A 22,410-nucleotide genomic window follows, 5' to 3' on the forward strand; every position below is an offset into this window, starting at 1 on the left:
AGCAAAAGAAAGGAAGTTCGCCGATGAGAGTCAGTTTATTTGTCACCTGTTTAATTGACACGATGCAGCCATATGTAGGAAAGGCGACTGTCGAGGTGTTAGAGCGGCTCGGTGTTGAAGTAGAATTCCCTGAAGCACAAGTGTGTTGCGGGCAGCCTGCCTTTAACAGCGGCTATACAAAAGAAACAATCAAAGCGGCCAAAAATATGATGAAAGCCTTTGAATCAGCTGAATATGTCGTCACACCATCAGGTTCTTGTAAGGCCATGTTTTTAGAATATCCGCACCTTTTTAAAGAAGACCGAGCGTGGTTTGCCCGTGCTCAGGCACTTGCTGCGAAAACATATGAATTAACGGAATTTATTGTTGATATATTACATGTAACAGATGTAGGAGCGAGTTTGAAAGGAAAAGCCACCTATCATACCTCCTGCCATATGACGAGACTGCTTAGAATTAAGGAAGCGCCTTTCACACTGTTGTCAAATGTCAAAGATTTGGTGATGGAACCATTGCCTCGCGCTGAAAATTGCTGCGGATTTGGAGGAACTTTTTCAATCAAAATGACACCCATTTCTGAGCAGATGGTCGATGAAAAAGTACAAAGCATAGAGGAGGCAGGCGTTGAATATATCATCGGTGCTGACTGTGGATGTCTCCTGAATATCGGAGGAAGGCTGAATCGTCTTCATAAGCCAGTTAAAGTGATGCATATCGCAGAAGTGTTGAATAGCCGCTGAAGCTAAGAGGGGGAACGGCACATGAGTATGAAAATTGGAGAGAAGGCTTTTAAAGAGCGGATCGGCGAAGGATTAGAAGACGCTGTGATGAGAGGAGCTGTTTCCTCAGCACAGGAGCGTCTGTATAAAAGGCGGATGACCGCAAGTGAAGAGCTTGGAAACTGGGAAAAGTGGCGGGAACTTGGAGAGGACATCAGGCAGCATACACTTGCCCATCTTGATGACTACTTATATCAATTAAGTGAGAGCGTGAGTAGACGTGGAGGTCATGTGTTTTTTGCAAAAACAAAGGAAGAGGCATCGGCGTACATCCAAGATGTAGCACAAAAAAAAGCAGCAAAAAAGATCGTGAAATCAAAATCAATGGTCACAGAAGAAATTGAAATGAATGAAGCGCTAGAAGAGATTGGCTGCGAGGTAGTTGAAAGCGATCTTGGAGAATATATTCTTCAAGTTGATGACCATGAACCACCTTCACATATCGTGGCACCAGCCCTTCATATGACGAAAGAACAAATACGGGAAGTTTTTCACGAAAAGCTTGGATATGATATGTCAGAGACTCCTGAAGAAATGACCAAATTTGTAAGAGCTTTGTTACGAGAAAAATTTCTTGAAGCAGATATTGGTGTGACGGGCTGTAACTTTGCTGTGGCTGACACAGGATCGATTTGTCTTGTGACGAATGAAGGGAATGCGGATCTTGTCACGTCCATTCCAAAGACACATATCGCAGTCATGGGGATGGAGCGGCTTGTACCAACGATGGAGGAGCTCGATGTCCTTGTCGGTCTATTGTGCAGAAGCGCAGTCGGTCAAAAGTTAACAAGCTATATCTCTGTCGTGGGACCAAAAGGAGAAGGAGAGGTCGATGGACCAGAAGAGTTTCATTTGGTCATTGTGGATAACGGGCGGTCAAATATATTAGGGACGGAATTTCAGCCAGTTTTGCAATGTATTCGGTGTGCAGCCTGTATCAATGTGTGCCCCGTTTATCGGCATGTTGGCGGTCATTCGTACGGATCAATTTACCCGGGTCCGATTGGCGCTGTTCTTTCGCCGCTACTTGGAGGATATGACGACTACCAAGAGCTTCCTTTCGCCTCAAGTTTATGCGCAGCCTGTACAGATGCTTGTCCAGTGAAAATTCCACTTCACGAATTATTAATCAAACATCGACAAGCCATCGTTGAAAAAGAGGGGAGAGCGCCTAAAGCGGAAATGATGGCAATGAAAATGTTCGGAATGGGCGCATCCACTCCTAGAATGTATCGATTTGGAACAAAAGCAGCCCCTGTGCTCTTGAAACGTATGGCTTCAAACGGACAGATTTCAAAAGGTGCGGGTCCTTTAAAGAATTGGACAGAAATTCGTGACCTCCCAGCGCCAAGCAAAGAAAGGTTTCGGGATTGGTTTAAAAAGAAACAAAAGGAGGAGCGGCAATGAAAGGTACCATTTCTCATCGAGATCCATTTTTAGCACATATCCAGCAACAATTAGGCAAAAGCTCCTCCAAGCCTGCATCTATTCGGCGTCCGGTTTGGAAGCATCGAGTCAATTGGGAAACAAATGAAGGTCTGTCGAAAGAAGAATTGATAGAGCAATTGAAGGTGCAATGTCAGCAAATTCATACGAGAGTGGTAGAAACAACGCCAAAAGAAGCACCCTCAACGTTACGATTATTGATGAAAGAGTATGGAGAAGGTCCTGTGATGACTTCGAGCGATAGACGTTTTGCACAATATGAATGTCATCCTATGTTTCAAGCTTTGCAGAAAGAAGGAATCTCAGTCACTAGCTGGAATGCAGATACATCAAGAGAAGAAAATATAAGGCAGGCAGAACAAGCGAAATATGCAGTGGTATTCAGTGATTACACACTTGCAGAATCCGGAACCGTTGTTCTTTCCTCCCATCAAGGTCAAGGGAGAGCACTTCATTTTTTACCGATGATGTATATCGTATGTATTGAAAAAAGCACAATTGTCCCGCGGATGATTCATGCTGCTTCAGCTCTTCATCGCCTAGTAGAAGAAGGAGAGCAGACGAAAGGCGCCATTCATTTTATATCAGGTCCAAGTAATTCTGCCGATATTGAAATGAATTTAGTGGTTGGTGTTCATGGGCCGGTGCAGGCTGTGTATGTATTAATAGATGATGAATGAGGGCTTTCGTGAAGAAAGCCTTTTTTATGTAAACATTCTTAAAATTCATCTTGCTTCTAGGCGAATAGTCATAGTAAGATGACGTCATACAAGATGAGAAGCTCATCTACTGCTGATGTAAAGGAAGCTGCTAATGGAAATGAAGACAAATGCTCCAAAGAAGTCGATTGCGGTGCCGCTTGTGATCTCAATCATTGCGATTTCGTTTTCGGCCATTATTGTGAAGTGGTCAAGTGCGCCTGCTGCTATTTTAAGTATGTATCGAATGATATTTGCGGCGGTTTTGATGCTTCCGTTTATTCTGCCGCGTCAAAAAGAGTTTGTCTCGTTAAAGTGGAGAGACTGGTTTTTCTTATGTATGTCAGGTTTCTTTTTAGGGCTCCATTTTGTTTTGTGGTTCGGCTCATTGAAGCTCACCACAGTGGCGAGCTCTACAATCATCATTGCACTTCAGCCGATGGTGTCATTATTAGGCGGATTTCTCATTTTTCGTGAACGAACAACGAAGTCAGCCATTTTCACAATGTGTGCGGCGATTGTTGGTGCGCTCATGATCGGATGGGGGGATGTCGGACATAGCCAAGACGCCATTATAGGAGACATTTTATCCTTTTTCAGTGTAATCGCTGTTGTTTGTTATTTATTAATCGGTCAACAAGCTGTGAGAAAGATATCTCATTGGATTTATAGTTTTTGTGTATTTGGTTTTGCCGGCCTTTTTTTAATTTTATTTAACCTTATACAGCAAACGCCTTTTGTAGGCTATTCGGGTAAAGAATGGGGGATTTTCTTACTGCTCGCCATTATCCCTACCATGTCCCATGTCATTAACAACTGGCTGTTAACCTATGTGAATGCGACAACTATTTCAATGAGTATTCTAGGCGAACCTGTTGGGGCAACGATACTCGCTGTTTTACTGCTTGGAGAGAAAGTCACGCTGCTACAAATGTTCGGTGGTCTACTTGTCCTTTTAGGTGTCTTTTTCTTTTTGATGCAGCAGCGACAAGGAATCGTGATGAAAACAAAAAAATCCGGTTAACTCCCGGATTTTTACTCTTTTAAATGATTTTTTTCAATTACTTTATTTAATCTAGCCTCGACTTTCTTCAATTCCACTTGTTTTCTTCTTATCATTCGAATCGCGATGACAACGATGGTCACGATCAATGCAATGAATAGAAGAGAAAATACTTGGAATACGATATCCCCAATGTTGAATGCAGTATTCGCTTCATTAGGCATGTGTAACCCTCCTTATATCTATATATTACCATAATCAATAAAAGATTGAGATTTATCCATAATTTATCTATAATAGGTAAAATATCACTCATTAAAGGAGAACCATTATGAGAACTTTAGTCCTTTTACGAGGTCTCCCAGGTGCAGGTAAATCAACTTGGATCAAAGAACAAGGCTTAGAACCATATACATTATCAGCGGATCAAATCCGTCTGTTAACCCAGCCTCCGCAGTTATCAGTCAATGGGAAACCGGAAATTTCAAGCAAACATGATCATAAAGTCTGGTCTTTATTATTTGAACTCCTCACAGCCCGAATGGAACGAGGAGACTTTACTGTCATTGATGCAACACATGTCACAAGTAAGTCCATTTCGCAGTATAAATCATTAGCTACTTCATACCGCTATAGAGTGTATGTCGTCGATTTTACGCAAGTGCCTCTTGAAACATCCCTGCTGCAAAATCGCGGTCGAGAGCCGCACAAAGTAGTGAAGGAATCTGTGTTATATCAAATGAATGAACGGTTAAAGACAGAGAAGGTGCCTTCATGGGTAACCGTTTTGACGCCTGAGGAATATCCAACCATTATGACTTATCAGCCCAGATCTTTTGATCAGTATGAGGCCATTCACGTCTTCGGTGATATTCACGGCTGTTACACGGCTCTAAATACTTATTTGCAAGGAGACTTGAAAGAAAACGAGCTTTATATCTTTGCAGGTGATTTGCTTGATAGAGGAATAGAAAACAAGGAAGTTTTAGAATGGATGCTGGCACATAGAGAATGCCGCAATGTGATCGTCATTGAAGGAAATCATGATCAGCATCTTTACAAATATGCGCATGAAGAAAAAGTGAGAAGCAATATGTTTAACCGTCATACTGCGCCTGAAATTGCGGAAGCAGGTTTTGACCTAAAAGAGTTAAGGAAGTTTGTCAGAACATTTCATCAGCTCACCTATTTTACGTATCATGGTCAGACATTTCTTGTCACCCATGGTGGGCTTGCTCATTTGCCAGAAGAGCTTCTGCATGTCTCAGCGCAGCAGCTTATTCACGGAGTAGGTGAATATTCAGATGACATTGACCACTTATTTGTGCAAAATACTTCTGGATTAGATATCATTCAAATTCACGGTCATCGCAATTTATATAGACTGCCTATCCAAGCGGCGGAAAGATCTTATAATCTCGAAGGTCAGGTTGAATTTGGCGGACAGCTGCGTGTGTTAAAAATCACAGCAGGCGGGATTGAGACACATGAAATTGACAATCCTGTCTACAGAGCTTCTGAAAACAAGCAACCGGTCTTTGTTCAGCCCAATTTGACGCTGGATGATTTTTTAGCCCATTTAGATCAGCATGAATATGTACAGGAATTAAAGCTGCCACACGATATTTCATCTTTTAATTTCACCAAAAAAGCATTTAGTGAAAGACAATGGGATGAAATAAATGTCAAAGCAAGAGGGTTGTTTATCAATATGACTTCAAAGCAGATTGTGTCTAGAAGTTATAATAAGTTCTTTAATATTGATGAACGTCCTGAAACCAGAATGCAGCATCTAGTGAATCATCTTCAATTTCCTGTGACGGTCTATGATAAAGCAAATGGATACTTAGGTACGGTTGGGTTTAACGACATAAAAGATGAGCTGGTGTTTACGTCCAAATCGTATACGTCACATGTGAAGCAAAATCAGCATGCTGCTTGGGTCGAAGAGCTATTTTATGCGACCTTTGACGATGTGCAGGTCGATTACATCAAATCATACGTACGCGACAACCATGTGTCCCTTGTATTTGAAGTCATTTTGCCAGAGAAAGACCCGCATATTATCACATATGATCATGATCAACTCATTTTACTTGATATCGTGAAGCGTCAGCTGAGCTATGAAAAAGAACCATTTGCTGAAGTGAAAAGGCTCAGTGAACAGCTTGGCATGCGGTGCAAACAGCAAGTGGCAGTGTTTCATGATTGGACCTCTTTCTATAAATGGTATCAATCTGTATCACATGATGACACAATCAAAGAAGAAGGCTATGTCATTGAGGATAACAGCGGCTTTATGACCAAGTTAAAGCTTCCTTATTATCAATTTTGGAAGCAAATGCGATCCATTAAACAGCGTGTTGCAGATAAGCGCTCCACCCAAAAATATATGCAGGCTTTGCAAACAGCAGAGCAAGCAAGATTTTATACATGGTTGCTCGAGCAAGATCCAGTAAACGTGAGAAACTGCTCAATCATTGAGCTGCGTTCACAATTTGAGCAAACGGAAGCGGGCCATTTGAATAATGACGGAATAAATGCATAGTCTAACAAAGAGTCTTTTCTAAAGAAAAGGCTTTTTTTCATGAAATCGAAAGGTGGAAGCTGAAATGCCAGATCATATTGAAGTCATTCTTCGAACCATATTTGCTTTTGCTATTTTATTCGGCGGTGCCCGTCTTCTTGGAAAGCAAACCATTGCGCAAATGAATATTTTTGATTTCATTGCAGCGATCAGTCTAGGTTCAATTGCGGCGAACCTGGCGTTTAATACTACGCTTCCGCTTCATCACACAACCATTTCTTTTGTGACACTTGTGATCATTATTTATGTCATTTCTTTACTTGCTTTAAGAAGCCGGAAGATGAGAGGATTTATGGCCGGTAAACCAACGCTTGTGATTCAAAATGGCAAAATCCTTGAAGAGAATATGAAAGGAATGAGGTATACACTTGATTATTTAAATCAACAGCTCAGAGAAAAGAATGTGTTTGACATTAGTGAAGTTGAATTTGCAATGATTGAAACAGATGGGCACATGTCAGTGAAAAAATACCCTTCATTTGATTATGTCACGCGAAAAGATCTTAACCTGTGGAAGCAGGCAGAGCGTTACATGCCCATTGAAGTCATTATGGACGGAAAGCTCATTTTGAAAAACCTTCAAGAAAACCAATTAACGGAGCAGTGGATCTATGAAGAACTTCAAAAAAGGCAGCTGTCTTTAAAAGACATTGTTTATGCGGTTTGTTCAAGTAATGGCAGTTTATACATTGATACATATGACGATCACATCGATTCTCCAATTGACCAAGAATGAACATATAGTACAGACGACACCCGCGCGTCACAAAAATGCCAATATTTATAAGTCGTTTGGATGTCATCTATCTAGGTATCATTTCTCAATTATTATTATTTTCAGAAAATGTGATGACGGATAAAAATAAGTATGTTTAAGTATAAATAGAAGAATTTAAAATATTAATATAATATACATCAAGCGGAATGAACATTCATTCCTGATAAAACGAAAGGAGAGGATGAAATGCCCGCAGCAACTACTGATAAACAGGAGCAGATTATGAAGGCTTCTCTGGACTTATTTATTGAACGGGGCTTTGACGGTACAACGATGCCGATGATTTCGAAAAGAGCCAACGTTGGAGCAGGAACTATTTATCGTTATTTTGATAGTAAAGAAGCTCTTGTGAACATTTTATACCAGCGAAGCCTGACTGCATTTATCGACAAGGTGAATACAAACAGTCCAGACCCTAAAGCAAGCATCAGGGCTTATTTCAAACATGTCTTTTATTGCTTAGTGCTCTTTACAAAAGAGAATCCAAGTGGTCTGTACTTCTTAGAAATTGACAAACGCTCACACTATTTAGATGAGACAAGTAAAGAGAAGATGCAGCAGCTATTAAATGAGCTATTTCATATTTTTGAAGAAGGCAAAAAGGATGGAATTCATCCAAATCTTTCAGGGAGAACGATTTTATCCATTGTTTTTGGAGCGTTCGTTCAGCTTCATAAACAGAATCTAGCAGAGGAAATTGAGCCAACGATTGAATTTTTAGAAGATATTGAGCAATGCTTATGGCGTGCCATTAGCGTTGCATCATAAAGAAATAAAGGGAGTGGGCACATGCAACAAACATCAATCATTCCAAAACCGAAAACATATGGACCTTTTAAAAATATCCCTCATATCAAAAAGGGAGAGCTTTCTCAAAGCTTTTGGCGGCTGGCAGATGAATTGGGGCCGATCTTTCAGTTTGAATTTTCAAAAGCAACAAGTATTTTTGTTTCCAGCCATGAACTTGCCAAAGAAGTATTTGATGAGAGGCGTTTTGATAAATTCATTGGAAGCAGTCTCAATAAAGTGAGAACTTTTTCAGGGGATGGGTTATTCACAAGTTGGACAGAAGAGCCGAACTGGAGAAAGGCTCATCACATCTTGATGCCGGCGTTTAGCCAGCAGGCCATGAAGGGGTATCATGAGATGATGCTCGATATTGCCACACAGCTTGTACAAAAATGGCAAAGAACGGGCCGTGATGAAGAAATTGAAGTAGCAGAGGATATGACAAAGCTCACTTTAGATACGATCGGGCTATGCGGTTTTGATTTTCGATTTAACAGCTTTTACAAAGAAAATCAACATCCATTTATTGAAAGCATGCTAAATGGCTTAAATGAAGCGATGGATCAAGCAAGTAGATTGCCGGTCGCAGATAAATTAATGATCAAAAGAAGAAAAGAATTTGAACAAGATGTTGAATTTATGAAGCAATTAGTAGATGACATTATTCAAGAACGGAAAAAACAAGATAAAACGGGCAATGATTTACTTTCTCTCATGCTACATGCAAAGGATCCTGAAACAGGTGAACGCCTGTCAGATGAAAATATCCGTTATCAAATCATTACCTTCTTAATAGCAGGTCATGAAACAACAAGTGGATTGTTGTCATTTGCGATATATTTTTTACTAAAAAATCCAGACAAATTAAAAAAAGCCGTACAAGAAGCAGACGACGTGCTACAAGGCGGACTGCCGACATTTAAGCAGGTTCAAAAACTAAGTTATACGCGTATGGTCTTAAATGAAGCACTTCGCCTCTGGCCGACGGCGCCTACGTTCTCTCTTTATGCGAAAGAGGATACAGTCATTGGAGGGAAATATCCGATCAAAAAAAACCAAAGTGTCAGTGTGCTACTTCCTAAAATACATCGGGATCAAGCGGTTTGGGGGGAGGATGCAGAAGAATTCAAGCCTGAACGTTTTATGCATCCTGAAAAGATTCCACAGCATGCCTATAAACCGTTCGGAAATGGCCAACGTGCATGTATTGGGATGCAATTTGCCCTTCATGAAGCCACGATGGTTCTGGCGATGGTTCTGCACAACCTTGAACTGATTGACCATACGTCGTATGAACTGGATTTAAAAGAATCCCTGACGATTAAGCCGAATGATTTTAAAATCAAAGTGCGGCCAAGAAAGCAGCAATTCTTTATGGCGCCTCCGAAAGAAGAACCAACAAAAAGCACGGCATCTGCTGAAGTGAAAATAGCGAGTCATGGAACACCGCTATTGGTCTTGTATGGATCAAATCTGGGCACAGCAAAGCAGATGGCAAACGAATTTGCTGAAGACGGGAAAGCAAAAGGGTTTGACGTGACAACGGCACCGCTTGATGATTATACTCGAAAGTTACCAGAGTCAGGCGCAGTTTTAATTGTAACGGCTTCATACAACGGTCATCCGCCTGATCATGCGAAACAGTTTGTGGATTGGGTGACGCAGGATGAGGAGCAGGATCTATCAAATGTGACATTTGCAGTCTTTGGGTGCGGGGATCGAAATTGGGCGAGCACGTATCAGCGTATTCCTCGTCTGATTGATGAAGCACTTGAAAGAAAAGGGGCTAAGCGTGTAACGGATATTGGTGAAGGCGATGCGGGCGGTGATATGGATGAAGATAAAGAAACATTCCAGAAGACAGTCTTCAATGAGCTTGCAAAAGAATTCAAATTAACCTTGCAGGAGAAACGTCAAGAAAAGCCAAACCTATCCATTGCATATACGAATGAGCTAGTGGAACGTCCTGTTGCTAAAACATACGGTGCCTTTTCAGCTGTTGTATTGAAAAATCAAGAATTACAATCTGAAAAAAGTACCCGCCAAACAAGGCATATCGAACTTCAATTACCTGAAGGCAAGCACTATAAAGAAGGAGATCATATCGGAATCGTGCCAAAAAATAGTGCAACACTCGTTCAGCGAGTGACTGATCGTTTTAAGCTGGATCCAGAGCAGCACATGATACTCTCTTCGGAAAAAGAAGCAAGTCATTTACCATTAAATCAGCCAATTCAAGTCGGAGAATTGCTGGCGTCACATGTAGAGCTACAAGAGCCTGTGACACGTACTCAGCTAAGAGATCTTGCAAAATATACGGTATGCCCACCTCATCGTATTGAACTTGAACAAATGGCGGGAGACATTTATCAAGAAGCTGTATTAAAGAAGCGTGTGACCATGCTGGATTTACTAGAACAATACGAAGCATGTGAACTGCCATTTGATCATTTTTTAGCCCTTTTACCAGGATTGAAGCCTCGTTATTACTCGATCTCCAGTTCGCCAAAGGTGGATGAAAAGAGGCTTAGTATCACAGTAGCTGTTGTGAAAGGAAAATCATGGAGCGGACGCGGTGAATACGCAGGCGTCGCATCAAACTATTTATGCGGACTGCAAGAAGGAGATGAAGTGGCCTGCTTCCTTCATGAAGCTCAAGCAGGATTCGAATTGCCGTCTTCTCCTGAAATACCAATGATCATGATTGGACCAGGAACAGGTATCGCCCCGTTTAGAGGTTTCATTCAGGCAAGGGAAGCATGGCAAAATGAAGGGAAGTCGTTAGGTGAAGCCCATCTTTATTTTGGCTGCCGCCACCCGCATGAAGATGATCTGTATTATGACGAAATGCAGCTTGCACAAGAAAAAGGAGTCGTCACCATCCACCGTGCTTACTCTCGCTATGAGGAGCAAAAAGTGTATGTCCAGCACTTCATTAAAAATGATGGAGCCAAGCTCATTGAATTGCTCGACAAAGGCGCCTATCTGTATATTTGCGGAGATGGAAAGGTCATGGCACCAGATGTCGAGGCAACACTTATTGAACTGTATCAGACTGAGAAACAGTGTGCGAAAGAAACAGCTGAACAATGGCTGACATCTCTAGCCAATGACAACAGATATGTAAAAGATGTATGGAGCTGATCATGTTGAAAAGAAGACAAAGGGCTAAAATAAATCACATTTTAGCCCTTTGTCAAAAATCTTGAAACCGCCAAAATGGCGGTTTTTCTTTTTTCATAGAGAGATCGCTAGAATAAATATTTGGAAGATACGAAACACCTAATTTACAAATGAAATATTTTGTAAAAAATAAGAATATTCTCTCATTTACTCCAATATGAAACAATCATATCATTTTTGATATAGGACATAAAGGAGGAATATGATGAAAAAGGTGAAAAAATTAATCCCTTCTCTACTCGTTTTTGGTGCTTTAAGTGTGCCTAGTTTTGCCCATGCAGCATCTGATTCAGTACTTACGTCTGATTATGACATGGTGACTTCTGACGGAAAGGTGATTTCTTCAGCTGACTTCCACAACGATATGAAAACCCCCTCATCCTTTGACAAAGTGGATGATCTCTCTTCTACTATTGGCGAAAAAGTAAAACCACTCACAAAATATTTAAAAGACTTTCAAACAAAAGTAGTCATTGGAGACGATGGTAGAACAAAAGTGACGAATACAAGAGTAGCACCCTATAATTCTATTGCTTATATTACATTTGGTGGATCTAGCTGCACTGGAACACTCATTGCTCCAAACAAAATATTGACAAACGGACACTGCGTCTACAATACAGCCACAAGAAGCTATAGTGCAAAAGGGTCTGTCTACCCAGGCATGAATGACAGCACGGCTGTGAACGGCTCAGCAAACATGACCGAATTCTATGTACCAAGTGGATATATCAACACGGGGGCGAGTCAATATGATTTTGCCGTCATTAAAACAGATACGAACATTGGAAATACGGTCGGCTACCGCTCTATTCGTCAAGTGACAAATCTAACAGGTACAACGATTAAAATTTCTGGATATCCAGGTGATAAAATGAGATCGACTGGCAAAGTGTCACAATGGGAAATGTCAGGTCCAGTCACGAGAGAAGATACGAATCTCGCATACTATACGATCGATACATTTAGCGGAAACTCTGGCTCTGCGATGCTAGATCAGAACCAACAAATCGTCGGGGTCCATAATGCGGGTTATTCAAATGGAACGATCAACGGTGGACCAAAAGCGACTGCTGCCTTTGTTGAATTTATCAACTATGCGAAGGCGCAGTAAAAAATAGAACAATCAGCTTGTTTCCTTTACAGGGGACAGGCTTTTTTTATCGTCAAATGCAGAAAAGTTTCTTTTTTTGTTCATCACTATTTCATATTTACAAGCTATGCTGAATGAAATAAATGAAAAAGAAAGAAGAGATATGAGTGAAAAATAAAAAAATAGATATGATATTGTTGTTGATTTTACTGATTGCAGCTTTTCTCTACACTTATCAAATTTGGCAGAATGACAGTGCCAATCAATATTATTTAGCTGCAGTCAAAAGTATGTCCAAAAGCTTCCATCACTTTTTTTATGCCTCGTTTGATGCAGCTGGATTCGTATCAATTGATAAACCACCCGTCGTTTTATGGATTCAAACCATCAGTGCACTTATTTTTGGCTTTCATACATGGAGTGTGATATTGCCGCAGGCACTTGCTGGAGTGGGGTCTGTTCTTCTTCTTTATCTCATGATAAAACCGGCTTTCGGTCAAGGTGCTGCAAGGGTGTCAGCGGCCGTTATGGCTCTCACACCAATTGCCGCAGCTGTGAGCAGAACAAACAATATAGACAGTATGCTCGTCTTCACATTACTTGCGGGTACATATTTCTTGATGCGTGCTGTAAAAAGCGGAAAGATGCGCTGGCTTCTTATGGCCTTCGCTTTGGTAGCGGTAGGATTTAATATGAAGATGCTGCAAGCGTTTATGGTCGTTCCAGCATTTATTTTCTACTATTTCATTGCTGCTCGCGTACCGTTAAAAAAGAAAATTTTCTCTCTCTTATGCTCGATCGTCGTATTAGTCTGCTTATCTCTATCGTGGGCAGTTGCTGTAGATATGACAGCTGAAAGTGAGCGCCCTTATGTGGGAAGCAGCCAAACAAATTCAGTGTTAGAACTTGCCTTTGGGTATAACGGCACGGAACGGCTGCTTGGTCAGACGACAGGGAAATCCTTTGGTGACATGAACCAGCAAGCAGGTATGATGATGCCAGACAATTCTGGATTAGGAAATTCGTCAGAGGATCAGTCAAACAGAAATCAGCCGTCTCCATCCCCAAATCAAATGATGCCACCTCAACATGGTTCAGGTGGTGGTTCTCCGCCTGGAAGTGCTGTAGGTCAACAAAGTATGAATATGTATGGCACTGGGAATCCCGGTATATTTCGTTTATTTCAATCTGCATTGTCAGGTCAAATCGGCTGGATGCTGCCGTTTGCTTTGTTTGGGCTTTTAGGGATGATCATCAGCTGGTGGAAGGAGAGAAAAGCTCAATTAAATGAATGGAAACAAACGATGTTTTGGACAGCATGGTTGATTCCTGCTGCCGGATTCTTTAGTATTGCGGGTTTCTTTCACCATTACTATCTCATTATGCTTGCCCCGCCTATTGCAGCACTATGCGGCATAGGAGCTAAGAAGATGGGAGAGTTATTTAAGGCAAACAAAGGAATATCTGCTTATTTGCTTCCAGCAGCAATCGCTGTTACAGCCATCTTCCAAGGGTATATTTTGAGTAACTATACGACTCAAATCAGTAGTATTTGGATGTATGCCATTGCCATTGCGGGAACAAGTATCGCTATCCTATTGCTGATGTACAGAGAAAAACAATTGATCATGAAACGACTGCTCATCACTGCTTTGACAACGCTGTTACTGTTTCCAGGTTTTTGGTCCTCCACCCCAATCATATATGGTGGAAATGCTGTTCTTCCAGAGGCAGGTGTACAGCTGGCTAGTTCACGAGGTGGGAACATGTTTACATCTAGTGTCGATCAAGGCTTACTCACTTATTTAAAGGCTCATCAAACAGGTGAAACGTATTTATTTGCAACGCTTACGACTGTTACCGCAGCGCCATATATCATTGATGAAGATGAGAATGTCATGGCTTTAGGCGGTTTTAATGGGACAGATCCTATTTTGAATGTCAACAAATTAAAAGCACTTATTCAACAAGGAAAGGTGAAATACTTTTTATTACCAGACAATCAGTCATCAGCTAACAGCAAATTGGTTAGCTGGATTAAATCACATGGTACAGTCATCTCATCTGAAGAATATAAACGATCCACATCAGCTGAAGAGGGGATGCCATCCGAGATGTCTTCACAAAACGAAACATTATATAGGGTAGATGAAATATCTTAAGTAGAACAAGGCGAATGATGAAGAGATCATTCGTTTTTTCTTATGGATCAGTATCCAGGAAGATTCAGCTCATGTTTTTCACATGTCATCACTCAGCCACTCATACATTAAAAATGACTCATTCCCTTCAAGTCAACATCATTTCATCAAAAGTATGAGGAGGTCACGAGCTTTTGAAGATGAGAAAAGGCTGGATCGCTGCTGTCGTTCTTTGTTTTGTCATTTGGATGGGTGCATTATTAGGTGGTTTTGGAGAGGATCGTTCCGCAAAAGGAGCAGATCGTTATGATCATGTGATTCAATTTCCTAAGGAACGGTATCCTGAAACAGGCAGTCATATTCAAGAAGCTATTCGAAAAGGGCACTCAGACGTGTGTACCATTGACCGAAATGGGGCAGATGCCCGCAGGCAAGAATCATTAAAAGGAATTCCCACAAAACCTGGTTTTGACCGGGATGAATGGCCGATGGCGGTGTGTCTTGAAGGAGGAAAGGGGGCGAGCGTTCAATATGTCAGTCCATCAGATAATAGAGGCGCTGGTTCATGGGTCGGGCATCAAATCAGCGGGTATCCTGACGGGAAACGAATTTTATTTATTGTTAAATAAACATAGACAAGAGGCTCCTTGAGAGGGGCTCTTTTTGTTCAACAGGAGCGTATTCGAGCTAGCAGGTACAAAAGATTCAGTGGTACAATCAATCCATCAGGTACAAAGACTGACAAGTAGAAAATGTGAAGGGACATATGCTTATGGAAAAGAACCGTGCATAATACGATTTTTTCATGCAACATGCAGAGAAACTGACTGAAACATGGTATGAATCAATTGAGGATGATGATCCAGAATCCATTTATCGTTCAACAGATTCCAGCATCATAGCAGAGCTAAAACGGCAAAATCAAGATTATTATCAGCATTTTATCCGCGCACTTATTGAAGACAAGACGTATTTACATACGAAATTTAAAAAATGGTCTGAAGACTTAGCAAGTGATCCGAAGCACTTGAACACGCCATTAGATTACGTCGTGAGAGAATATATGTCCAATCAAAGAGTGGTTCTTCATTACTTAAAAGAGTTTATAAAACAGCATCAAGGTGATATTGACATTGATCGAATATTTTATTGGTATGATTTGATATCTGAGGCATTTAACATTTCAATTCATGTCTTTATTCAGCAATATGTGAAAAATACCACCAAAAAACTCGTTGCACAAAGAGACATGATTTATGAGCTGAGTTCCCCAGTCATTGTGTTAAAAAGTCATGTTGCCTTATTGCCTTTAGTTGGAGATATTGACACTGCGCGAGCAAAGATTATCTTAGAAAATACATTAAAACAGTGTTCGCAAAAAGGTGTTCAACATTTATGTATTGATTTATCAGGTGTCGTCATCATTGATACGATGGTAGCACATCAAATCTTTGATCTTGTCACGTCACTTCGGTTAATTGGGGTTGATACGACCATTTCAGGGATTAGACCAGAAATTGCTCAAACGGCTGTACAGCTTGGACTTCCTTTTAATGAATTTCAAACGGCTTCATCACTTGCTCACGCTTTAGATCGTATGACTGAATTTTCATCCATATAAAAACCAGGCCTAGTAAACGGCCTGGTTTTTATTTAGATCACAGCGTCAATTTTTGTTACTTTCCACTCGTTTTGTACTTTCTCGAAAGTGACAGTACGTTTTACTTTGCGTCCATCAAGTGTTGGAACTGTGAATTCGTATGTGCGGATTGTACTTTTCTTAGAGACGAGTTTAGGTGTTGCCTTATCCCAATTAAGCATATTGTCTCCGTCACCAACTGGCACAGCCATTTTTCCTTTATGAACGATGAACTGATAGTCTTTTAAACCGTGAGTAATGGCATCTTTTGTGAAAACTTGAGATAGATAGCTGTTTAGTTTTTTCTTTGTATCAAATGTTTTAGACAGGTAGTTGTAAGTCATATCTTTATAAGTAAATGATTTTAATTTGTAATCTGAATGCTCTTTAATGTTGTAGCCTGACATCGCACTCCAAAAGTGTTCTCTTGCATCAAGGGCAATATGTAACGCTTCTTTATTTGTCAAAGCGGCTGATTTTTTGGAAGCGGCCAGTGTTGTTGTTTGTAATGAGATCATAAGCATAATAGCGGTTAATAAAACAAATAATTTTTTCAAGGCGATTGCCTCCTTTTCTCAATGAAAACTTCTTATGTTACAAATGTTACAATAGTTACATAGATATTACAAGCATTAAATCTAAATGTTTTTTATTTCTTTACTTTCTATCTATATAACGTTTGAGGGAGACAAAAAGTTTTCATTTTTTTATTTTTTTCTTCCTCATTAGTATTTAACCGTTCTAAAGAAGAATAAAACGTCTTTTGGAAAGATTTCTATTTGTCTCCTCAACACTCTTTTTTTATGTATGACATATACTGTCGTGATGAATGTCTAAGAAAGTGGTGTTTAGTATGTATAATCCATATGAAGGTACGTGGAATGGGTACTTGTACGATCGGCAGGTACAAAGCATGCCGGCGTTTCCTATTTCTCAAGTTGGAGGATTTCCCGGCTTGCCATTTGGAGGAACTGGGCAAGGGCAAGGTGCAGGAGGACAGTCGGTCCCGCCAGCCCCGCCGCAGCATATCATCTCGCAATATCAACAAGCAGTTTCTCAGCCTCAAAGTATGCAGCCGCTCATTGCAGGGCAGAGTGTAGGCGGAAGCCAGCAAACGGTTCAATTTGCAGCTGGATGTAATAGAAGGTGGACCATTGTGTTCCTTAGAAACGGTCAAGTATTTCTCATGTATGTTCTTTCCTCGCAGCCTTTTGGCCGTACAACGGGTTTCATATGGCCGAACTTTACATTTGGCTCGTTCCCAAGCTCTAGTATTCTTGCATATTCTTGTTCATAAAAGAAAAAGCCGGCTCTCATCAGCAATTGATGAAATACCGGCTTTTTTTAATGAATATTTCTAAATACGCCAATCACTTTACCTAGTATACTCACATTCTGTAAAATAATCGGTTCCATTGATGGATTCTCGGGCTGTAATCTAAAGTGTGTATCTTCCTTATAAAAACGTTTCACTGTTGCTTCATCTTCTTCTGTCATAGCCACCACAATATCTCCATTGTTGGCAGTGCTTTGCTGACGCACAATCACGTAGTCTTTGTCCAAAATACCTGCATCGATCATACTTTCTCCCATAATTTCAAGCATAAATACTTGTTCATCTGGTGCTGCAAAAGTTTCTGGAAGTGGGAAATATTCTTCTACATTCTCAACAGCCGTGATAGGCAAGCCTGCTGTGACTTTTCCGATGACTGGAACATTCATTACAGCGCTTTTTGGAATATTCATTTCCTCTTCATCTAGTACTTCGATCGCTCTAGGTTTCGTCGGGTCTCTTCTAATTAAACCTTTCGTTTCTAGTCTAGCTAAATGTCCATGGACAGTTGAACTTGATGCTAGACCGACAGCTTCGCCAATTTCACGAACGGATGGGGGATAACCCTTGCTTTTTACTTCTTCTTTTATGAATTTCAGGATATCGAGTTGTCTTTTTGATAGCTTCGTCATCTTTTGCACCTCAAAACGTCAATTTTAAAGAAATTATAGCATGTTTTTCCTAACAGTACAAACATAGGTTCGAAAAAAACGTTTGACAGAAACGTTTGTTCGTATTTATAATGAGTGTCAGAAAGAACGAACACACATTCTATTAGGAGAGATGACATTATGAGGTTAAAGGAATCTATTATTTTTATTGGGCTATTCTCATTCATCGTTGGCATATTTCTCTCACTTATTGCAGTCACTAGCCATAATGATCCAAATCAATATGTTAAAATAGAGGTTCAATCAGGTGATACTCTTTGGGGATTAGCTGATCAAGTAAACGACAGTAAATCAATCGATAAAAATGCTTTTATTGACTGGGTAACTGAACACAATGATCTCGCTTCAACTGACATCCAGCCGGGAGATATCCTTGTGATTCCAGTTAAAAAAGAGCATCCAGTCGTATATCAACTTGCAACAGTACAGTAGAAAGGTCGATTGAAGACATGAATGCAATCATTTATGCGAGAGTAAGTACTGCCAAAGAAGAGCAAGAAACCTCGCTTAAAAGACAAGAAGAAGAACTGCTTGCTTTAGCTGCAGCGCAAAAGATGAATGTAGTCAAAGTGATTAAAGAAAAAGCGAGTGGATACGATCTTGATCGTGACGGTGTTTTTGACATGCTGGCTGCGCTGAAAGAGGAAGAAATCGATGCTGTTCTCATTCAAGATGAGACACGCCTTGGAAGAGGGCAGGCGAAAATCGCTCTTCTTCATTGTCTGTTTAAAGAAAAAGTCAAGGTGTACAGCGTATTTCATAGAGGAGAGCTTGAGCTTTCAGAAGCAGACGAGATGGTCATTGAAATTGTAGGCGTTGTAGAAGAGTATCAGCGGAAAATTCATAATTTGAAAATTAAGCGTGGGATGAAAAAAGCTGTTGAGCGAGGGTATCAACCCGAACTAAATTTAAAACACCAAGAACAGGCGCCTGGCCGCGAACGTATTGAAGTACCGATTTCTGAAATTGTTCGATTAAGAAAAAACAACATGACATTCGCTGAAATTGCAGCGACATTGCAGGCACTTGGTTTTGACATTTCAAAAGCAACCGTCCATAGAAGGTACCAAGAATATGAAAAAGGGCTTGCGACTTAAAGCGTGATTTGTTGTAAAAATGACTGATATTTAGTAGTATGTAGAGAAAATGTTTTAAAGGAGTTTGTCATGATTTCTAAAGAACAGCTTGCAAGAATCAATGAGCTTTCAAAAAAGTCGAAAGAGGCCGGTTTGTCGGACGCTGAGAAAACAGAACAGAAGCAATTAAGAGAGGAATATTTAAAGGCTTTTCGTTCTTCTATGAAAAATACACTCAAAACCGTGAAAATCGTCGATCCAGAAGGAAACGATGTCACACCAGAAAAATTAAAAAGAGAAAGAGACCAGAATCTTCATTAAAGGTCATCATTTCTTTATTTTTGAAAAGATGGGAGGAATATTCTCATCTTTTTTCATATTTGCATAAGTTTTTAGGTGATCGATAAACTAAATGTGACAAAATCCTTCTTTTTCGGCGTGAAATAGTTGTGAAAAAAGGACAGTAGATTTATGATAATGGTGTACACAAGATACGGAAGGGGATTTATATGGAAACGATTGAATTGAAATCTATTGCAACAATACGTACTCTCTCCATAGACGCAATTGAAAAAGCGAATTCCGGTCACCCTGGAATGCCGATGGGCGCTGCACCAATGGCATACGCTTTATGGACGAATCACTTAAACGTAAGTCCGCAAAATCCAAATTGGTTTAACAGAGACCGTTTTGTGTTATCTGCGGGACATGGCTCTATGCTTTTATATAGCATGCTTCATTTAAGCGGATACAATCTGAGCATCGAAGATTTAAAACAATTCCGCCAATGGGGAAGCAAAACACCTGGACATCCTGAGTTTGGACATACAGAAGGCGTAGATGCGACAACAGGTCCTTTAGGACAAGGGATTGCGATGGCTGTTGGAATGGCACTTGCAGAAAGACATCTTGCAGAAACGTATAACAAAGATAACTTTAATGTTGTGGATCACTATACATACAGCATTTGCGGAGATGGAGACTTAATGGAGGGCATTTCCTCTGAAGCTGCTTCACTTGCTGGTCATTTAGGCTTAGGCCGTTTAATTGTTCTTTATGATTCAAACGACATTTCTTTAGATGGCGACCTCGATCGTTCTTTCTCTGAAAATGTGAAGAATCGTTTTGAAGCGATGAATTGGGAAGTTCTTTATGTAAAAGACGGCAATAACATTGACGAAGTGACGGCTGCCATTGAAAAAGCCAAACAAAGTACAGACAAACCTACACTTATTGAAGTGAAGACGACAATCGGTTTCGGATCTCCAAACCGTGCGGGAACGTCTGGGGTGCACGGTGCACCGCTTGGCAGTGAGGAAGCGAAGCTAACGAAGGAAGCTTATTCTTGGACGTTTGAAGAAGATTTCCATGTACCTTCTGAAGTGTACGATCATTTCAAAACAGCTGTTAAAGACGCTGGACAGAAAAAAGAAGCAGCGTGGAATGAACTGTTTGAGCAATATGAAAAAGAATATCCAGAACTAGCAGCTCAGCTGAAGCTTGCGATTGAAGGAAAACTTCCTGAGAATTGGGATCAAGAGGTTCCTGTTTATGAAGCAGGTTCAAGCCTTGCCTCTCGTGCCTCTTCGGGAGAAGTATTAAATGGCATTGCTAAACAAGTACCATTCTTTATTGGCGGGTCTGCTGACCTTGCTGGATCAAATAAAACAACAATCAAAGATACAACTGACTTTGGCAGAGAGAATTACGCTGGCAGAAACATTTGGTTTGGTGTGAGAGAATTCGCAATGGGTGCAGCATTAAACGGTATGGCACTTCACGGCGGACTTCGTGTATTCGGCGGAACATTCTTTGTTTTCTCTGACTACTTAAGACCTGCCATTCGTCTTGCTGCATTAATGGGACTTCCTGTCACTTATGTATTTACGCATGACAGCATTGCGGTTGGGGAAGATGGACCAACGCATGAGCCAGTTGAACAGCTCGCTTCATTACGTGCGATGCCTAACCTTTCTGTGATTCGTCCAGCTGATGGAAACGAAACAGCTGCAGCATGGAAAATTGCTGTATCTTCAACGAATAAACCGACAGCGCTTGTTCTTACTCGTCAAAACCTTCCAACGATTGATCAAGCACCAGAGAAGGCGTATGAAGGCGTAGAAAAAGGTGGATATGTCGTCGTTGAAGCAGCTGATGCACAGCCAGAAGCTCTTCTACTTGCTTCAGGATCTGAAGTAGGTTTAGCCATTGAAGCGCAAAAAGCACTTGAAAAAGAAGGCATTCGCGTTTCTGTCGTGAGCTTACCTGCATGGGATCGCTTTGATGAGCAGTCAGACGAATACAAAGAGTCCGTTCTTCCTAAAGCAGTGAGAGCACGTGTTGCAATCGAAATGGGTGCTTCACTTGGCTGGGAACGTTACACTGGCCTTGATGGCGATGTGATTGCGATTGATAAATTTGGCGCTTCTGCTCCAGGCGAAACCATTATTGAAAAATACGGTTTCACTGTCAGCAACGTGGTGAGCCGCGTAAAAGCAAAGCTGAATAAATAATCAGTCTCCAAGCATCATGCTTTTTTGCAGACGGTTTGCAGAGCTTTTCACTATGCTCTGCAAACTTTTTTCTTTTTTCTTGTTTTTTTGACAAAACTAGTTTCTTCTTGCTTCATATATAGACAATTCTTTCTTTCACATTTTTGTATAATACAAGCAATAAGCGAGATTGACGAAATGTGAAAGGAAGGGATAGACATGGAACGCCATTATTATATTTATTGGATTGAGGATGAGTTTGCTCATCATTATTTTGGTAGAGAATCTATTTTGTTTCATTTGTTTGAATCGTTACACTGGACGAACCGCAGTGATGACGAATTAGTCATGCTTGTTAAGCAAGTGGATTATGTAACGAAACGAATCCCTGCTTTTCATATGCACCAGCGTTTAATGAACAATTTAACCAACATTCACTATACACAAATAGGCTCAATATACAGTGCATCGCTGCCAGATGGAAAAGGCACAGCCGCATTCATTATAAAAGACCGTTACATTCAAATGTCTGCCACAGGCAGTTATGAGGCAGAAGCGGTGTTTTTTGAAGTACTCAGAAAAATTAGTCCTTGTTTCCTGGCTATGGACTTTGGATCAAAGAAGCATGGGTGGCTCAATCCGGTAAAAGTGATGAATTTTGTTTAAAAAAATAAAATTGAACGTGAAATGTTGTATAATAGC

21 protein-coding genes are annotated in these 22,410 nt (G+C 40.6%); 18 read left to right on the plus strand and 3 right to left on the minus strand.

Annotation, left to right across the window (positions count from 1 at the left end; genetic code table 11):
* Positions 1 to 23: 23 nt before the first annotated feature.
* The 4 genes from M2353_RS08945 to M2353_RS08960 all read left to right on the plus strand — a co-directional run bounded on the left by M2353_RS08945 (position 24) and on the right by M2353_RS08960 (position 3,947).
* Complete coding sequence (locus tag M2353_RS08945) at positions 24 to 740, plus strand: (Fe-S)-binding protein (RefSeq protein WP_284725280.1); 717 nt, start codon at positions 24 to 26, stop codon at positions 738 to 740.
* Positions 741 to 761: 21 nt separating this feature from the next.
* Positions 762 to 2,186, plus strand: a complete 1,425-nt coding sequence (locus M2353_RS08950; RefSeq protein ID WP_039167696.1) for a LutB/LldF family L-lactate oxidation iron-sulfur protein — start codon at positions 762 to 764, stop codon at positions 2,184 to 2,186.
* Positions 2,183 to 2,905, plus strand: a complete 723-nt coding sequence (locus M2353_RS08955; RefSeq protein ID WP_284725281.1) for a LutC/YkgG family protein — start codon at positions 2,183 to 2,185, stop codon at positions 2,903 to 2,905. Before M2353_RS08950 ends, M2353_RS08955 begins: the two co-directional genes overlap by 4 nt.
* Before the next feature lie 133 nt (positions 2,906 to 3,038).
* Positions 3,039 to 3,947, plus strand: coding sequence for a DMT family transporter (locus tag M2353_RS08960; protein WP_138278555.1), 909 nt, complete (start codon positions 3,039 to 3,041; stop codon positions 3,945 to 3,947).
* 11 nt (positions 3,948 to 3,958) lie between these two features.
* On the opposite strand, the gene M2353_RS08965 is transcribed toward M2353_RS08960, so the two are convergent.
* The gene (locus M2353_RS08965) at positions 3,959 to 4,150 is read right to left on the minus strand and encodes a hypothetical protein (protein ID WP_035391946.1); all 192 of its coding nucleotides are present in this window, start codon (positions 4,148 to 4,150) and stop codon (positions 3,959 to 3,961) included.
* A 107-nt stretch (positions 4,151 to 4,257) separates the two neighbouring features.
* Here M2353_RS08965 and M2353_RS08970 point away from each other — a divergent pair, with 107 nt between their 5' ends.
* The 8 genes from M2353_RS08970 (at position 4,258) to M2353_RS09005 (ending at position 16,118) form a co-directional block, all read left to right on the plus strand.
* Positions 4,258 to 6,474 (plus strand): RNA ligase, encoded by a 2,217-nt coding sequence (locus M2353_RS08970; protein WP_284725282.1) that lies wholly within the window; start codon positions 4,258 to 4,260, stop codon positions 6,472 to 6,474.
* A 64-nt stretch (positions 6,475 to 6,538) separates the two neighbouring features.
* Positions 6,539 to 7,249 (plus strand): DUF421 domain-containing protein, encoded by a 711-nt coding sequence (locus M2353_RS08975; RefSeq protein ID WP_284725283.1) that lies wholly within the window; start codon positions 6,539 to 6,541, stop codon positions 7,247 to 7,249.
* Positions 7,250 to 7,477: 228 nt separating this feature from the next.
* The gene (locus M2353_RS08980; RefSeq protein WP_284725284.1) at positions 7,478 to 8,059 is read left to right on the plus strand and encodes a TetR/AcrR family transcriptional regulator; all 582 of its coding nucleotides are present in this window, start codon (positions 7,478 to 7,480) and stop codon (positions 8,057 to 8,059) included.
* 21 nt (positions 8,060 to 8,080) lie between these two features.
* A complete protein-coding gene (locus M2353_RS08985; RefSeq protein WP_284725285.1) occupies positions 8,081 to 11,224 on the plus strand; it encodes a bifunctional cytochrome P450/NADPH--P450 reductase in 3,144 nt (1,047 codons plus the stop codon).
* Positions 11,225 to 11,468: 244 nt separating this feature from the next.
* Positions 11,469 to 12,377: a trypsin-like serine peptidase gene (locus M2353_RS08990; RefSeq protein ID WP_008343827.1), complete on the plus strand. Its 909-nt coding sequence runs from the start codon at positions 11,469 to 11,471 to the stop codon at positions 12,375 to 12,377.
* Between the two features lie 146 nt (positions 12,378 to 12,523).
* Positions 12,524 to 14,518, plus strand: coding sequence for a glycosyltransferase family 39 protein (locus M2353_RS08995; protein ID WP_284725286.1), 1,995 nt, complete (start codon positions 12,524 to 12,526; stop codon positions 14,516 to 14,518).
* A 227-nt stretch (positions 14,519 to 14,745) separates the two neighbouring features.
* Positions 14,746 to 15,126 (plus strand): NucA/NucB deoxyribonuclease domain-containing protein, encoded by a 381-nt coding sequence (locus M2353_RS09000; RefSeq protein WP_224559893.1) that lies wholly within the window; start codon positions 14,746 to 14,748, stop codon positions 15,124 to 15,126.
* Positions 15,127 to 15,302: 176 nt separating this feature from the next.
* On the plus strand, positions 15,303 to 16,118 hold the full coding sequence (locus M2353_RS09005) for an STAS domain-containing protein (RefSeq protein WP_284725287.1): 816 nt from the start codon (positions 15,303 to 15,305) through the stop codon (positions 16,116 to 16,118).
* A gap of 32 nt (positions 16,119 to 16,150) precedes the next feature.
* Here the strand turns inward: M2353_RS09005 and M2353_RS09010 are convergent, their stop codons facing one another.
* A complete protein-coding gene (locus tag M2353_RS09010) occupies positions 16,151 to 16,693 on the minus strand; it encodes an IseA DL-endopeptidase inhibitor family protein (protein ID WP_017359584.1) in 543 nt (180 codons plus the stop codon).
* Positions 16,694 to 16,989: 296 nt separating this feature from the next.
* On the opposite strand from M2353_RS09010, the gene M2353_RS09015 reads away from it, so the two are divergent.
* Entirely contained in the window at positions 16,990 to 17,433 is a 444-nt protein-coding gene (locus M2353_RS09015; RefSeq protein ID WP_008343821.1) for a hypothetical protein, read from the plus strand.
* Positions 17,434 to 17,480: 47 nt separating this feature from the next.
* On the opposite strand, the gene lexA is transcribed toward M2353_RS09015, so the two are convergent.
* The gene (lexA, locus tag M2353_RS09020; RefSeq protein ID WP_007499350.1) at positions 17,481 to 18,101 is read right to left on the minus strand and encodes a transcriptional repressor LexA; all 621 of its coding nucleotides are present in this window, start codon (positions 18,099 to 18,101) and stop codon (positions 17,481 to 17,483) included.
* Positions 18,102 to 18,260: 159 nt separating this feature from the next.
* On the opposite strand from lexA, the gene yneA reads away from it, so the two are divergent.
* The 5 genes from yneA (at position 18,261) to sirA (ending at position 22,374) form a co-directional block, all read left to right on the plus strand.
* Positions 18,261 to 18,572 carry a cell division suppressor protein YneA gene (gene yneA / locus M2353_RS09025; RefSeq protein ID WP_007499348.1) on the plus strand — a complete coding sequence of 104 codons (312 nt, stop codon included), beginning with the start codon at positions 18,261 to 18,263 and terminating at the stop codon, positions 18,570 to 18,572.
* A gap of 17 nt (positions 18,573 to 18,589) precedes the next feature.
* On the plus strand, positions 18,590 to 19,237 hold the full coding sequence (locus M2353_RS09030) for a YneB family resolvase-like protein (protein WP_284725288.1): 648 nt from the start codon (positions 18,590 to 18,592) through the stop codon (positions 19,235 to 19,237).
* Between the two features lie 69 nt (positions 19,238 to 19,306).
* Complete coding sequence (locus tag M2353_RS09035) at positions 19,307 to 19,537, plus strand: DUF896 domain-containing protein (RefSeq protein WP_008343816.1); 231 nt, start codon at positions 19,307 to 19,309, stop codon at positions 19,535 to 19,537.
* Positions 19,538 to 19,725: 188 nt separating this feature from the next.
* Positions 19,726 to 21,729 (plus strand): transketolase, encoded by a 2,004-nt coding sequence (gene tkt, locus M2353_RS09040; protein WP_041092713.1) that lies wholly within the window; start codon positions 19,726 to 19,728, stop codon positions 21,727 to 21,729.
* A gap of 198 nt (positions 21,730 to 21,927) precedes the next feature.
* Positions 21,928 to 22,374, plus strand: a complete 447-nt coding sequence (gene sirA / locus M2353_RS09045; RefSeq protein WP_041507216.1) for a sporulation inhibitor of replication protein SirA — start codon at positions 21,928 to 21,930, stop codon at positions 22,372 to 22,374.
* Positions 22,375 to 22,410: the final 36 nt, after the last annotated feature.

Source organism: Bacillus aerius (assembly GCF_029894105.1).
Lineage (GTDB): Bacteria > Bacillota > Bacilli > Bacillales > Bacillaceae > Bacillus > Bacillus altitudinis.

Coding starts and splice junctions, on each gene's coding strand:
- M2353_RS08945 (WP_284725280.1), top strand. CDS start 24: ATGAGAGTCAGTTTATTTGTCACCTGTTTAATTGACACGATGCAGCCA.
- M2353_RS08950 (WP_039167696.1), top strand. CDS start 762: ATGAGTATGAAAATTGGAGAGAAGGCTTTTAAAGAGCGGATCGGCGAA.
- M2353_RS08955 (WP_284725281.1), top strand. CDS start 2,183: ATGAAAGGTACCATTTCTCATCGAGATCCATTTTTAGCACATATCCAG.
- M2353_RS08960 (WP_138278555.1), top strand. CDS start 3,039: ATGGAAATGAAGACAAATGCTCCAAAGAAGTCGATTGCGGTGCCGCTT.
- M2353_RS08965 (WP_035391946.1), bottom strand. CDS start 4,150: ATGCCTAATGAAGCGAATACTGCATTCAACATTGGGGATATCGTATTC.
- M2353_RS08970 (WP_284725282.1), top strand. CDS start 4,258: ATGAGAACTTTAGTCCTTTTACGAGGTCTCCCAGGTGCAGGTAAATCA.
- M2353_RS08975 (WP_284725283.1), top strand. CDS start 6,539: ATGCCAGATCATATTGAAGTCATTCTTCGAACCATATTTGCTTTTGCT.
- M2353_RS08980 (WP_284725284.1), top strand. CDS start 7,478: ATGCCCGCAGCAACTACTGATAAACAGGAGCAGATTATGAAGGCTTCT.
- M2353_RS08985 (WP_284725285.1), top strand. CDS start 8,081: ATGCAACAAACATCAATCATTCCAAAACCGAAAACATATGGACCTTTT.
- M2353_RS08990 (WP_008343827.1), top strand. CDS start 11,469: ATGAAAAAGGTGAAAAAATTAATCCCTTCTCTACTCGTTTTTGGTGCT.
- M2353_RS09000 (WP_224559893.1), top strand. CDS start 14,746: ATGGGTGCATTATTAGGTGGTTTTGGAGAGGATCGTTCCGCAAAAGGA.
- M2353_RS09005 (WP_284725287.1), top strand. CDS start 15,303: ATGCAACATGCAGAGAAACTGACTGAAACATGGTATGAATCAATTGAG.
- M2353_RS09015 (WP_008343821.1), top strand. CDS start 16,990: ATGTATAATCCATATGAAGGTACGTGGAATGGGTACTTGTACGATCGG.
- lexA (WP_007499350.1), bottom strand. CDS start 18,101: ATGACGAAGCTATCAAAAAGACAACTCGATATCCTGAAATTCATAAAA.
- yneA (WP_007499348.1), top strand. CDS start 18,261: ATGAGGTTAAAGGAATCTATTATTTTTATTGGGCTATTCTCATTCATC.
- M2353_RS09030 (WP_284725288.1), top strand. CDS start 18,590: ATGAATGCAATCATTTATGCGAGAGTAAGTACTGCCAAAGAAGAGCAA.
- M2353_RS09035 (WP_008343816.1), top strand. CDS start 19,307: ATGATTTCTAAAGAACAGCTTGCAAGAATCAATGAGCTTTCAAAAAAG.
- tkt (WP_041092713.1), top strand. CDS start 19,726: ATGGAAACGATTGAATTGAAATCTATTGCAACAATACGTACTCTCTCC.
- sirA (WP_041507216.1), top strand. CDS start 21,928: ATGGAACGCCATTATTATATTTATTGGATTGAGGATGAGTTTGCTCAT.